Annotated in this window: 10 protein-coding genes; 7 read left to right on the plus strand and 3 right to left on the minus strand. The window is 43.0% G+C overall.

From position 1 onward, the window contains the following. Nucleotides 1-7 precede the first annotated feature (7 nt). Nucleotides 8-2029 carry a CDP-glycerol glycerophosphotransferase family protein gene (locus tag ACH6C1_RS04015; RefSeq protein WP_374074811.1) on the plus strand — a complete coding sequence of 674 codons (2022 nt, stop codon included), beginning with the start codon at nt 8-10 and terminating at the stop codon, nt 2027-2029. After that, nucleotides 1947-3665, plus strand: coding sequence for a DUF6270 domain-containing protein (locus tag ACH6C1_RS04020; protein WP_374074814.1), 1719 nt, complete (start codon nt 1947-1949; stop codon nt 3663-3665). The genes ACH6C1_RS04015 and ACH6C1_RS04020 overlap by 83 nt, the downstream gene beginning before the upstream one ends. Nucleotides 3666-3702: 37 nt before the next feature. Here the strand turns inward: ACH6C1_RS04020 and ACH6C1_RS04025 are convergent, their stop codons facing one another. Beyond that, a complete protein-coding gene (locus tag ACH6C1_RS04025; RefSeq protein WP_374074816.1) occupies nt 3703-5352 on the minus strand; it encodes a Na/Pi cotransporter family protein in 1650 nt (549 codons plus the stop codon). 465 nt (nt 5353-5817) lie between these two features. Between ACH6C1_RS04025 and ACH6C1_RS04030 the strand changes: the two genes are divergently transcribed. Next, nucleotides 5818-7110: an amino acid permease gene (locus ACH6C1_RS04030; RefSeq protein ID WP_374075562.1), complete on the plus strand. Its 1293-nt coding sequence runs from the start codon at nt 5818-5820 to the stop codon at nt 7108-7110. On the opposite strand, the gene ACH6C1_RS04035 is transcribed toward ACH6C1_RS04030, so the two are convergent. After that, on the minus strand, nt 7087-7707 hold the full coding sequence (locus ACH6C1_RS04035; protein ID WP_366247698.1) for a LysE family translocator: 621 nt from the start codon (nt 7705-7707) through the stop codon (nt 7087-7089). The genes ACH6C1_RS04030 and ACH6C1_RS04035 overlap by 24 nt on opposite strands. Before the next feature lie 351 nt (nt 7708-8058). Between ACH6C1_RS04035 and ACH6C1_RS04040 the strand changes: the two genes are divergently transcribed. Both ACH6C1_RS04040 and ACH6C1_RS04045 read left to right on the plus strand, forming a co-directional pair. Next, complete coding sequence (locus ACH6C1_RS04040; protein WP_374074819.1) at nt 8059-8574, plus strand: sigma-70 family RNA polymerase sigma factor; 516 nt, start codon at nt 8059-8061, stop codon at nt 8572-8574. 200 nt (nt 8575-8774) lie between these two features. After that, complete coding sequence (locus tag ACH6C1_RS04045; protein ID WP_095224251.1) at nt 8775-10118, plus strand: UDP-glucose dehydrogenase family protein; 1344 nt, start codon at nt 8775-8777, stop codon at nt 10116-10118. A gap of 33 nt (nt 10119-10151) precedes the next feature. Here ACH6C1_RS04045 and ACH6C1_RS04050 read toward each other — a convergent pair whose 3' ends face one another. Beyond that, nucleotides 10152-11141, minus strand: coding sequence for a helix-turn-helix domain-containing protein (locus tag ACH6C1_RS04050; protein ID WP_374074821.1), 990 nt, complete (start codon nt 11139-11141; stop codon nt 10152-10154). A gap of 132 nt (nt 11142-11273) precedes the next feature. Here ACH6C1_RS04050 and ACH6C1_RS04055 point away from each other — a divergent pair, with 132 nt between their 5' ends. Together ACH6C1_RS04055 and bglH are read left to right on the plus strand one after the other, a co-directional pair. Further along, on the plus strand, nt 11274-12179 hold the full coding sequence (locus ACH6C1_RS04055) for an ROK family protein (RefSeq protein WP_374074823.1): 906 nt from the start codon (nt 11274-11276) through the stop codon (nt 12177-12179). A gap of 3 nt (nt 12180-12182) precedes the next feature. Continuing rightward, complete coding sequence (bglH, locus tag ACH6C1_RS04060) at nt 12183-13595, plus strand: aryl-phospho-beta-d-glucosidase (RefSeq protein ID WP_374074825.1); 1413 nt, start codon at nt 12183-12185, stop codon at nt 13593-13595. Nucleotides 13596-13687 lie beyond the last annotated feature (92 nt).

Here is a 13687-nt window from a genome sequence, read left to right on the forward strand (position 1 = left end):
CTGCAGATTGTCCGTCTACAGCGAAGTATCTAATGGGTCTCTCGTTTTCAAGGATGGGTTTCTGGACTTTAACGGTTCGGTGAATTTGATTACGAGAAAGAGAAGCTCCAATAAGAAATACTATGTGTATGATGCAGCAGGCCAGATAATTACGGAAGAGAGCGACGAGTCTCATAACGTTACGATTAAGGAAATTGTCTATCACAAAGGAAAGCAAGTCATTTTTTATTTGGACAAACGAATGAGATTATCCTTTATTGTGACCCGTAAGCATAAAAGCCTCACGGAGGAGCAGATAATTGAAAAAGCTGAATTAGCTCCTTCGCAGCGTGTTTGGAGCATTCCTCTTTTGAATATGATTCTGTTCATAGGGGTTTTGCGATTCAGGTATATAAATATACAGGAATATGAGATCGCCCTGGGATATGACAAGAAGCACAGATTTCCGATCAAATATTTATTCTCAAAGACGATACGCGAGAAGAATACCTTCAATACAAGTAAGCTGAAGCTTTTATATCATACATTCTTCTGCATCATCCCAGCCAAAGACCTCGAACGAATATACATAGAAACAAGCTCGATCAATTTACCGATGTTTCTTCGAATACATAACGACACTGCGAATTATTATTATCCGTTCAAGAAGAGCGGCTTTGATAAGTACAGCCGCAAGCACTATCTTTACAATACGTTCAATTACCATATAAGCAAGAGTTTATCTGTATTTATCAGGAAATCGGTCACAGGGCAGTTAGTGTTCGTGTACTCCAACAAGCTGCATAAATCAATCGTAATAAAAGAAGCAATTGCGTATGTATTTGTGAAAGTATTCGCTCGGAAAAATAATCGCATCATCCTTTTTGAGAAGTTTTGTGAAGGAGCCAGCGAATCAGCCTATGAGATCTTTAAATATGCCAGACAGCAAAACGATACGATGGCAAGATTCATTATTGATAGCAAATCGGACTTATACCCGGTATTAATCGAACAGTTTGGCAGCAAATACATCATCAAAAAAAATACGCTTAGAAGCTTTTATAATATATTCAAAGCAGATGCATTGATTTCCTCAGATTTAGCTACACATATCCAGCGTCGTCTGTACGACAATGATCGGTTGATCAAGAAGAAAATTCTAGATAACAAAAATAAAATATTCCTTCAGCATGGTGTAGCGTTAGCGACAAATGTATTTGAAAGAGGCTACTTCAATAAAAGAGTGCCGATTGCACCGGATTATATCGTGACGAGCTCCAGAAGAGAAAGTCGGAATTTTTTGAAGTATGCAAATTATACAGAAGACGATATTATACCTACCGGTCTTCCTAATCTGGACCTGTATGTCGAATCAAAAGAGACAGTCCAAAAAGATGAAATAACCTTCATGCTTACATGGAGACCTTGGGATCTGACAGGTGGTAAAACAGAAGGTTCTTATGTAGGCAGGTACATACAATTCATCCGTATGATCAACAGTGATCCTTTCTATGAAGGGAAAAAGATCAATGTAGTACTGCATCCGAAAGCAAAGGTGATACTGCGTGATCAATTCCCTGCTATCTATGCCGACATACAATCCAAGCTATACGCTGGGGACATAAAAGATATCCTACTTAAAACTAAAGTGCTTATCTCTGATTATTCTTCTGTTACGTTCTATGCATTTGCTGGCGGAAGCAATGTCATCTTCTATTGGGAGGATAAAGTAAAGGCAGAAAAAGAATATGGTGCCCGGAACATCCTGCAGAAGGAGAATGCATTTGGCGACATTATTTACGATTTCGATCAATTGAATGCTTTTATCCAGAGCAATTATGTTCAGGAACAGAAAGCTGCCTACCAATCGAAGTTCAGCCTGATGGTTGAGAGAACCGACGGAAACAATACCGAAGAAACGTACAACTATATACGTGAAATTCTCGATAAGGAGAGGGGATTGGCTGATGTTGAATATAGAAATAAAAGGATCCTGCGTAACGAGGGAGTCCTTCAATTATCAGGACAAGAAAACATACAAAGTAAATAAGTATATCTTTCAAAAGCCTTTAAAAGTCATTTCCACTGCTCCAGCAGCGCTCGGTGATGAGGCTGCAATTATCAGAGAAATAAAGCTGCAGCTTACCAATAATGAAAGTGTCAGCGACTTTGTGCTCAAACAGGTGGATGATAGCTTCACGAAGAAGTTCATTATTGGCGGCGCAGATTACTTCATTTTCGATTTGATTGATGAACGAATGCCAACACTTAAAATCGGGGAGACCTACGTGGAACGCCGTCCAGAGATCCAGAAGGTTCTGGAGAGATTCGGAGTTGATTTTCTGAATGAACCAGGTAATGCGGACGATCTATACGGATACATCGATACCTTTATCGAGGGTTTGCAGCAGTATTATCCTTTAGAGAAGGTCATCCTGCATAAAGCCTTTGCTCAGTTCAAGGTTTCGGACGGGGAGCAGCTTGTTCCTCTTGCTTATACATTTCCAGATGAAGGTCATCGGAAGTACAGTGCCAGAAGAGCAGTAGAGACTAATTTATATTTGCATTCGTTATACGAATACATTGAAGCAAATTATCCTGAAATCCCTATTATCGAACTCAAGCATATGGACTACTATTCCACGCATGACCATGTGTACGGTCGGGGTTATTATCATTATAATGACGAATATTATCAGGACTTCTTATCTGCATTAGATGGTATTGTGAGCGGGATTCCAGCTGATGCAGACAAGCAAAAGCTGATTGCTGATGATAATCTTCACCTTTTCAAGCTTCAGCAAAACATTCTGGATATTACCGCAGGATTCGAGACGGACAGAAGACTGCTTTTAACAGAAATACCCGATCACAAGCCAGTCGATGCACTGTTCCATGATAAAAATGGATTGAGAATATGCAAAATTTATTATCCTAACGGTGCAAAGCGCGGGTTCATGTTTTATGTCAGGAATAAGATCATAGCAAAAGTGATTATCAAAGAAGGACATCATTATATCTACACGCCAGATGATACGGGGAAATTTGCAGCAGCCGTTGCGTGGAGCACCCAAGGATACCGGTTATTGCGAGAGGGAAGCAACTATATCGAAAAAGCCAATGAAGTATCGATCGTTATCAATAAACTTCAAAGGGTTAAGATCTTGTTTAGAAAAGATGATTTCTCTATCCTGCTGTATAACTTCAATGCATTAGTTGCAAGGCATGAGTTCCAGCAAGGGTTCCTGCACACAGCCAGAGTATTTTCTGCAAATGGGAAGCTTCAGGAGGTACTGTATGCAAAAGGCTACAAGCGAGCCGGAAGAATGGCGTCTTCCTATAAATATGATGAAGACGGCAATTTGGAGAATAAAACAGATTTTTATCTGGATGGGAGTCTGTACACAAAACTAGAGTACAACCCGGACGGAACTTACTTCCGAAAGATATTTTACAAAAAGGATAAGCCGCACCGCGCAGTTCAGTTCCAGAATAACAAACAAGTGAAACGCTTTGTTTATTATCCGGATGGATCCTCTCTGCAGCAGGAAGTTGACTTTTTTGAGGATGGTACGAGGAGACAAGTAACAGTATTTGATGAAAGCGGAGATATTAAAAGGGTGTTGAGTCGTAATTCACCAAACGAAAATCTCGTAGTGAAGGATGCAGCACTTCTGGAAGTATAATGAAAGAGCCCCTGTCCAGTCGGACAGGAGCTCTTTTTTAATTCACTGTATGCATATGCTTTGATTCACCAAGAACAGCTTCTGCGATATTTACTGCATGATCGCCAATGCGTTCCAGGTTGCTGATAATGTCTATGAAGACGACACCAGACTGGCCGCTGCAGGAGCCTTCCGTCAAGCGCTGGATATGCTGCTTGCGAAGTTTACGCTCAAGCGTGTCGATCTTATTTTCTTGTTCAACAACTAGTTTTGCATGATTTTTATCATTGTTCTGTAAAGCAAGCATCGCATCACGTACCGTGTCAGTTGTAAGAAGGAACATATTTGTCAGATCTTCCATTGCAGTGCTGGAGATTTTGACTTTGTTGGTTTGCTGATATTCGACAAGCTCAATGATGTTCTCGAAATGGTCGCCGATTCGTTCAATATCGCTGACTGCATCGATCAATGCACCATGCTCTTCCGATTCCTGAGCAGATAGCGACTCAGCGGAGATTTGGACAAGGTAGTCCATGATTTTGCGATCAAAGTTGTTGATAGCTTCTTCTATTTGATAAGCATTATTAGCATGTTTCACTTGTTTTGTCTGCAAGAATTGGTTCGTTTCTTCCAAGCCCTGGACAGCCACTTCACCCATCCGTACAACTTCTTGCTTCGCATTGCCTAATGCCACAGAAGGAGACTGCTGGATCATAACTGGATCCAGACCCTTTGTATTGTAATCAACAACTTTATCTTCACCAGGAATCAATTTCGTCACAATCCACGCGAGTACAGCCACAAATGGAAGCTGGATCAACGTGTTCGTAATGTTAAACGTTCCATGTGCAAATGCAATCGTCATACTCGGGTTTAAATCCCAAGTTGCCTGCATCCAGTTTACAAGTGCAGTATACGGGATAAGCAGGATCAAGAAGATCACGGTTCCGATCAAGTTGAATAGTACATGTGTTGCTGCTGCTCTTCTAGCTGCAATGGAAGCACCGATAGAAGCAAGTACAGCTGTAATCGTCGTTCCGATATTATCCCCGAACAGGATCGGCAGCGCTGCCTGCAAATCAACAAGTCCCTCCGAATAAAGACCTTGCAGGATACCAATTGTTGCACTGGAGCTTTGAACGATTACTGTAAATATTGTACCAGCCACAACCGCCAGGATTGGGTTGTCGCTTAGCTGCACCGTCAGATCATGGAAAGATTCCAGGCTGCGGAGCGGCTTCATTGCTCCGCTCATCAGCTCAAGACCATAGAACAATGCTCCAAAGCCAAAGAAGATCTGACCGATATTGTTGATTTTTTTGTTTTTAAAGAAAAATAACATGAAAGCACCGATGGCTAGAATAGGCAGTGCATATGCACCGACATCCAAACCGATGATAAAAGCGGTGACTGTAGTACCGATATTGGCACCCATTATGACACCGATTGCCTGGCGCAGCGTCATGAACCCAGCGCTTACCAAGCTGACTGTGATAACAGTCGTTCCGGAGCTGCTCTGGATCAGAATGGTGACAAGCATACCTGCTAGTACACCCATTAAGGGATTTGTTGTGAATCGATCAAGAATATCGCGTAATTTATCTCCAGCCGATCGTTGAAGTCCATCTCCCATCGACTTAATACCAAATAGGAAAATACCTAATCCCCCGATAAACGAGAAGATTAATTCCTGTACATTTATATCCAAACTTTTCACCCCTAAGGTTAATTATCTGCTGCAAACACGACTATTATGTCTAAATGTTAAGGTTGTGTAAAGGTGATGGTTAATTAATTTACAAAACCTTTACAAAAGTATGGGGATAAGAGTAAAAAAGTGTCATATAAGCAAGGAAAATACAAAAAGAGTTGTTCCCAATGGGAACAACTCTTAAGATCAAAGCAAATCGCTATATCCGTCAATCACGAAATAAATCGTTAAGATCATCATTACAGCTAGTAATACGAGCATCGTGTAGAAGAAAGCCTTTTTACCTTTAGATGGTTTAGAATCCATTATACTGCTCCTTTTGCATAATCAATAACAACATCATACCATGCTTGTCTTACATAATTCCATCGTTACTCCCCATACTAACAGGACGAGGAGGGAACGGACTTGAAAAAGCATCCAGGTAATAACGGGCAGGGCAAGACATCCAATACAGGTAATATGAAATGGTGGCAGCTGTCGCTTGTCGGGATTGGCTGTACGATTGGAACGGGGTATTTCCTAGGTTCGGTCATCGGCATCCATTTGACTGGTGCTTCCATTGTCATTTCTTTCGTAGCTGCCGCAATCGGCACATTGATTGTATTTTTATCTTTGGCAAGAATGACTGCAAATGACCCCCAGGAAGGCTCATTCTGTTATTACGCAGGTAAAGCCTTTGGTGGATGGGCGGCTTTTAGCTGTGGCTGGAGCTATTGGTGCTCGAATATATTGATTATGGGAAGTCAATTGACGGCGATTTCACTTTTGAGCCAGTTTTGGTTCGAAAAAATACCTCTTTGGGTGTTTTCCACCATTTACGCCGTACTTGCAATTATCGTAGTCCTGACGGGTGCCAAGGGATTCAATAAGATGGAGAATATATTTGCGGTCGTCAAGACAGCAGCAATTACCATGTTTATTATATTGGCCGCACTTGTGTTATTTAACGTTATCTCTACAGAATCAACGTATAAGCCTTTTGAGGAGTCGTTCCTTCATGATGGATACAAAGGGTTATGGGCATCGCTGATTTATGCTTTTTATGCTTTTGGGGGTATTGAGGTTATCGGAATGATGTCTATGCAGTTGAAGAAGAAGGAGGAAGCCGCAAAGGCTGGGACAATTATGCTGATCGGACTGGCGATTCTTTATGTCGTTTCATTGCTTTTGGCAATCAGCATGGTCAAGACGCATGATTTCAAGATGAATGAAAGTCCATTTGTTACGGCGCTATCGAAAACGCCGCTTGATTTCTTCCCGCATGTGTTTAATGCTGCTGTCATCATTGCTGGGTTCTCCACTTTATGTGCAGCACTTTTTGCAGTAACGAATCTGCTTGTCGTTTTGGCAAAAGACAAAGATGCGCCGCAGCTGTTTGCTAAGAAATTGAAATATAAAGATCTTCCTTTGGCTAGTATGCTGCTGGCGGCAGTAGGTCTGCTTGCCAGTATCATCACCGCTTTATTATTGCCCGGGAAAATATATGAGTACATCACCACGGCGGCAGGATTGCTGCTATTGTACAATTGGATGTTCATCCTGGCATCTGCCTGGAAGATTGAAAAGTTCAAGATGGGCAATAAGCTGGTGACGGTAATAGGAGGTATTCTGCTGCTTGCAGGAATCAGCGGAACAGCAGTCGAAGCGGAAGTACGTCCAGGCTTATATGTAAGTGCCGGCTTTGCGGTACTTATTCTTATTATCGGTATTTGGGTCAAACGAAAAAAATCAGAGCACACTCAAAATGCCTAAATAGCCAAAATAGATACCAAAACCAAGCAATGACATACCAGAAACAAAGGTAATCAGCCGCAGCAGTCGATCATTCAGGAAACGGCGCAGGCTGCTGGATAAAAGGGCGATTACATTATCCCATAGAAAAACACCGACAAAGATGCTGATCGTGTAAAGCAATAAATGATTTGACTCGCCTTGTTCGACTATCTTGGCAAGAACGGATCCATAAACGCCTACCCAAAACATAATGCTGATTGGGTTTACGAGTGCAAGAAAGAAACCATATCGAAGCCCTTGCAGCGGTGCAACCGTCGTCATACTGGCTCGAGTCAAGGTCCGTGTTTTCAGAACGCTCTCGATACCAAGATAAAGGAAAACAAAGCTTCCGAAGAAGAAAAGAAAAGACTGGACGACCGGGATCATGATGACATGATAAAACCCAAGATATACAAGCAGCATATACAGGATATCTGCCAGCATGGCACCGAACCCGACAGATAGACTTTGCAGGAACCCGCCGCGTATTCCTTTTTCCATTTGAGCGGCATTGACTGGACCGACTGGTGCAGAGAGACTTACTCCTAACAATATATAATTGAGTATATTACCCATGCTTGGCCTCCTTTTGGCTGACTTGTACAGCCTATTCAGAGCATGGGAAGGGTAGTCCATCTTTTTATTTTACAAATTATTAATACACTGTCTGTGACACGCATTTCTTAATGGAAAATGCGTGTTTTCGTTTTGATTCCAGAAAATGTGACAGATCCTGCAGTTAAGTTCCTGTAAAAACAGGCATTTTCTGCTTTAAGATGTCGAATATGGTAAATTCACCCTTTTCTTGCAAAAGATACGATTATAAGACAGAATGGCATGGGATGAATAAATAGTCCTAAATATTGCATAAAGGAGGATAAGTATTCGTAAGCTGTTCTACCCAAAAACCAAAGGGAGTGGATGACATTGAAGGACATTCGCAATAACGATTTTAATTTGATTCTGGACCAGTATAAAAATATGATTCATTATCATATCCACCGCATGCGTATTCGAGATCCGCACGATGAATTTCTGCAAGAAGGAATTATGGCATTGTTCCTCGCCTGGACCGGATATGATGAATCAAAAGGTGATTTTAACGCCTACGCCAACAGAACAATCCGCTTTCGCCTAATTGACCACCTCAGAAAAATCATCCGCGAACAAGAAAAAACCGACCTCATCATCAATGAAGCCCACACAAAGGAACTCATCCAGCAAGAGCTCGACTTACTCGAAAAACAAGAATTCTGGAAGCGTGTCAAACATACACTCACTGACAAGCAATGGAAATGGGTGTATTGGTACATAATCCATGGTTATGCTGTGAAGGAAATCGCCGCAATCGAACGCACCACAGAGGATGCTGTGAAGAACTGGGGAAAAGAAGTGAAACGCAAGCTGCGGGATTCTGCATTTATTAAGGATTGCAGAAAATAGTGAAAAAAACGAGGGGGCATCTTTATGCCCTCTTTACATTACAGTTAAAATTGTAAAATTCATGAAAAAATATCGTAAATATTAACCGCTTTTTGGATAATTTATAGTAAACTAGTATCATTATCTTTTAGAAAAAATTGGTTTTAGTTATAGCTTAGTAGAAGTGATTGTACACCTCGAAACAAGAAGGGATCGTAAAAATGAAGAAAATTGCAATTGTTGGAACAGGATATGTAGGCTTAGTTACAGGAGTGGCACTTTCAGATGTAGGACATGATGTCACATGTGTGGATATCGATGAGACGAAGGTTGCCAAGATGAATCAAGGCTTGTCTCCAATCTATGAGCCAGGTCTAGCAGAATTAATGACCAAAAATATCGAAAGAGGCAATCTTCATTTCACGACTGACCACAGCATCGCATTCCATGATGCAGATGCTATCTATATTGCTGTCGGTACCCCAGAGAGAGCGGACGGTTCTGCTAACCTTGACTTTGTCCAGCAGGTAGCAAGGGATATCGCTGCTCATGTAACAGACAAAGGAGCAGTTGTCGTAACAAAGAGTACAGTGCCTGTCGGTACGAACAAGCTTGTGAAGCATTGGATTACGGAAGCTCTTGATCGTGATGTGCAGATTGAGGTTGTATCCAATCCGGAATTCCTTCGAGAAGGCTCTGCTGTACACGATACATACAATGGTGATCGTATCGTAATCGGATCTGAGTCAGAAGAAGCAGCAGCTTTAATAGAAGAAATCAATAAACCATTTGGCGTACCGGTATTCCGTACGGATATCGAGAGTGCCGAAATGATTAAATATGCGTCCAACGCCTTCCTGGCAGCGAAAATAAGCTTTATCAATGAAATTGGTACGATTTGCGGTAAGCTGGGTGCCAATATTGAAGATGTTGCGAAAGGAATGGGTATGGATAAACGTATCGGCGATAAATTCCTGAATGCCGGAATCGGTTATGGCGGCTCTTGCTTCCCGAAAGATACAAAAGCACTTGTTCAGATCGCTGGAGATGTGAATCATACATTCGATTTGCTGGAATCCGTTATCAATGTAAATAACAAGCAGCAGCAAATTCCTGTTGATATGGCGCAAATGGTCGTACGCGGCGGATTGGAAGGCAAGAAAGTTGCCATGCTTGGTCTTGCATTCAAGCCGAATACCGATGATATGCGCGAATCAGCAAGCATTGTTCTTGCCCAGAAATTGACTGATCTTGGTGCAAACATCTCTGCATTTGATCCGATCGCTATGGACAATGCGAAGCGATTGCTTCCAGAGACTGTTCATTATGCAGCTAATACAGAAGAAGCACTCAAAGATGCAGATGTAGCAATCATCGTGACAGAGTGGGATGAGTTCAAGGACCTTCCACTGACTGTTTTCGAACAGCAGATGAAACAGCCGATCGTTATCGATGGCCGTAACTGCTACCCGCTTAAGTTTGTAGAAACAGCGAATATCGACTACTATTCAATCGGACGTCCTTCTGTCATCCGTGCGAAAAAATCGAATCAGCCAGCAAACTAATTCAAAGCCGACAGCTTCTGCTGTCGGCTTTTTCTATGCCTGCTCCCGGAATTTCCGGGGTGTAAGGCCTGTATGTTTTTTGAATACTTTCGTGAAATAGCTTTGGTCATGGTAATGAAGCAAAGCACAAATATGCAGCAGGGAATGATCCGTCAGCCGCAGCAAGAGCTTGGCTTCCTCGATTCGAAGGTGCTGGATATAGGTCCGTATGGGCATGCCGACTTCCTGTTTGAATCGAGCGGATAAATAAGTCGGATTCATCTTTAGCATGTCAGCGAGCTGCTTCAGCGTGAGAACTTCGTAAAGATGCTGGTAGATATAATGGACGCAATGAGCAATTTTACGCGAATATGTTCCCGCCTTTATTTCGCCTACTTTTTCAGCAAATGTGCACAGTGCTTCGGTTTGGAGACGCACAAGTGCAGGCAAATCCTTCTTTTCCTCAATCTGCTGGATATACGCATCACTCATCGTAAAGGCAAGCTCAGGAGCCAGTCCGCCGTTAATGGCAGCGCGCGTGGCTAATGTTATTGCCGTTATAGCAAGGTTCTTCCGGTTTCGAACTGCATTCTGTTTCGCTAATGTCCCGCTGAGCTCGTCTGGAAAACTCTGCAGCTGTTCCTTGACGAGATCTGGCTTGCCGGCACGGATACAGTCGAAAAGCTTTTCCTCTAAATAAGGGTGATGGTGCAAATTGGTATTCTGTCTGTTTTCGGCAGACTGAATCATCGGCAGTTCAAAGGAGGGCTTTTGCAATGCGGCCGCATCCAGTTCGCGCTGGTAGAGCATGTAATAAGCGAGTGAGCCGATATCAATTAGCTTCTCCTTTGACAGGCTGGTTTCTGGTGCAGGACCGAGCTGCAGCATCCCGCCCTTATTTTCAAATGGTATGTAAAAAGAGAAGCCGGCAGCTTCTTCCTGTACATATGGAGAGCTAGATGGTGCAGCTTCTGACTGATAGGTAACAGGTATAGAAAAAGTCTGTTGAAGCAATCGTGTGACGGTGGACCATTCGTTCGGCATACATAACCCCCATTGCAGAAAATAGAAAGTAACTACCAAAAAAACGAAATCAATACCAGAAATGTAATCGGTGTCATTATATCATAAATATGCAGGGGTTTTGTAATAGGACAACCGGAGGAGGTGCAGGGCATGTATCTTGTAGTCGACATCGGCGGAACTTTGGTCAAAACCGCTTTGATGGACAGAGGCGGCAAAATTATCAAAAAGGACAGCCGGCCGGCTTCTAGAGAAAATATTGAAGCTTTCGATAACATCTTGTTTGCCAGCATAGATGATTTGTTCCAGGAGGATGTACGAGGCATTGCTGTCAGTACGCCGGGAGCTGTCGATACAGACACTGGTGTTATCTATAATGGCGGATCCTTTCCTTTCCAGCATGGCGTGAACCTGAAAGAAAAACTCCAGAAGCGCTATGGTGTGACTATTGCAGTTGAAAATGATGGCCGCTGTGCAGCGCTCGCGGAGCTTTGGCTCGGCAGTCTCAAGGACAAGCGTGACGCTATCGTCTTAGTGCTTGGCAGCGGAGTGGGCGGCGGTATCCTAATGGATGGCAGAGTCCATCATGGCCGGAATCTGCTGGCAGGAGAACTGAGTTATGTGATGGAAGCAGTTGACGAGAAGTCAAAGAAAGCCACCTTCTTTGGAGGTACTGGTTCAGCAGTCAATATGATCAAACGTATCAATCAGGAAAAAGAAGTAGCGGATGTCACAGATGGAAAGAAGGCATTCGAATTCATCCATGCTGGCGATACGGCTGCAAATCAGATTTTTGATGAATTTTGCCAGAGCATCGCCGTACAGATTTTCAATCTCCAATATATTTTCGATCCAGAAGTGTTTGCCATTGGCGGCGGCATCAGTGCGCAGCCAATAGTGGTAGAACGAATTCAGCAAACTGTAAAAGAGTTAAAGCAAGCAAACCCGTTCCATGCAGCAGATCCAGCAATTGTCTGCTGCCATTATCAAAGTGATGCTAATTTATACGGGGCGCTATATCATTATTTAACGGAACATGAAAAGACAGGGAGGAACTAAATCATGGCAGAAGTGAAAAAAGAATTTCCACAAGGTTTCCTATGGGGCGGCGCTGTTGCAGCCAATCAGCTGGAAGGTGCTTATCAAGAGGATGGCAAAGGGTTGTCTACAGCAGATGTGTCGCCGGACGGCATTATGTATCCAGCATCTGAGGATCCAGCCAAACTGAATCTATATCACGATGGAATCGACTTTTATCATCGCTACAAGGAGGATTTAGCACTGTTCGGTGAGCTTGGTTTCAAATGCTTCCGTACAAGCATCGCTTGGACACGAATTTTCCCGAATGGTGATGATGCCGAGCCGAATGAAGCAGGCTTGAAATTCTATGACGATTTGTTCGATGAAATGCGGAAACAAGGCATGGAGCCTGTCGTTACTATTTCTCACTATGAAATGCCATTGAATTTAGTGAAAAAATATGGTGGCTGGCGCAATCGTGAAGTGATTGGTTTCTATGAGAAATTCGCCCGCACTGTGCTGGAGCGCTATAACGGCAAAGTGAAATACTGGATGACATTCAACGAAATCAATGTTGTGCTGCATGCACCATTCACTGGCGGCGGTTTGGTGTTCGAAGAGGGTGAGAACAAGCTGAACATTATGTATCAGGCTGCTCATCATCAGTTCGTTGCAAGCGCATTGGCTGTTAAAGCATCTCATGAAATCAATCCGGAAGCACAAATTGGCTGTATGATCGCGTCTATGACGACGTATCCACTCACGCCGAATCCAGATGACGTATTCGCAGCCCTGGAGCAGGATCGCAAAACATTGCAGTTCTCAGATGTACAAGTACGCGGGTATTATCCAACTTATATGAAGCGGTATTTTACTGAAAATGATATAGAGTTCGAGATTGCTGCTGGTGATGAGGAACTCATGCGTGAGCACACTGTCGACTATATCGGCTTCAGCTATTATATGAGCTTCATTGCGACAACAGATGAAGAAAAGCTGAAGGAAGCAGCAGCAGGAAACTTGATGACAGGGGTAAGAAACCCTTATCTCGAGTCTTCCGAATGGGGCTGGCAGATTGATCCCAAAGGATTGCGTACAACGCTGAATATTCTTTATGATCGCTACCAGAAGCCTTTGTTCATCGTTGAGAACGGCCTGGGTGCCGTGGATAAGGTCGAAGAAGACGGCAGCATTCAGGATGATTATCGTATCGATTATCTGCGTGCTCATATCGAGCAAATGCGGGAAGCTGTAGCTGATGGGGTTGATTTAATCGGCTATACGACTTGGGGACCGATTGACCTAGTCAGTGCTTCGACAGCGGAATTGAAGAAGCGTTATGGCTTTGTATACGTAGATCGTGACAACGAAGGCAATGGCACGTTGGAAAGAACGAAGAAGAAGAGTTTTGCCTGGTATCAGCGTGTAATCGCGACAAACGGACAAGAACTTTGATTTGTAAGGCACCTTGCTGCACAGCAGCGGGTGCCTTTTGGTTTGTTGTGGAAATGTTTCCATTATACTACTACGATTTGTAATTATAGATA

This window comes from Terribacillus sp. JSM ZJ617 (assembly GCF_044383785.1).
GTDB lineage: Bacteria > Bacillota > Bacilli > Bacillales > Amphibacillaceae > Terribacillus.

Excerpts from the sequence above, each read along its gene's own strand:
- ACH6C1_RS04020 (WP_374074814.1), top strand. The coding sequence starts at position 1,947 with ATGTTGAATATAGAAATAAAAGGATCCTGCGTAACGAGGGAGTCCTTC.
- ACH6C1_RS04030 (WP_374075562.1), top strand. The coding sequence starts at position 5,818 with ATGAAATGGTGGCAGCTGTCGCTTGTCGGGATTGGCTGTACGATTGGA.
- ACH6C1_RS04035 (WP_366247698.1), bottom strand. The coding sequence starts at position 7,707 with ATGGGTAATATACTCAATTATATATTGTTAGGAGTAAGTCTCTCTGCA.
- ACH6C1_RS04045 (WP_095224251.1), top strand. The coding sequence starts at position 8,775 with ATGAAGAAAATTGCAATTGTTGGAACAGGATATGTAGGCTTAGTTACA.
- ACH6C1_RS04050 (WP_374074821.1), bottom strand. The coding sequence starts at position 11,141 with ATGCCGAACGAATGGTCCACCGTCACACGATTGCTTCAACAGACTTTT.
- ACH6C1_RS04055 (WP_374074823.1), top strand. The coding sequence starts at position 11,274 with ATGTATCTTGTAGTCGACATCGGCGGAACTTTGGTCAAAACCGCTTTG.
- bglH (WP_374074825.1), top strand. The coding sequence starts at position 12,183 with ATGGCAGAAGTGAAAAAAGAATTTCCACAAGGTTTCCTATGGGGCGGC.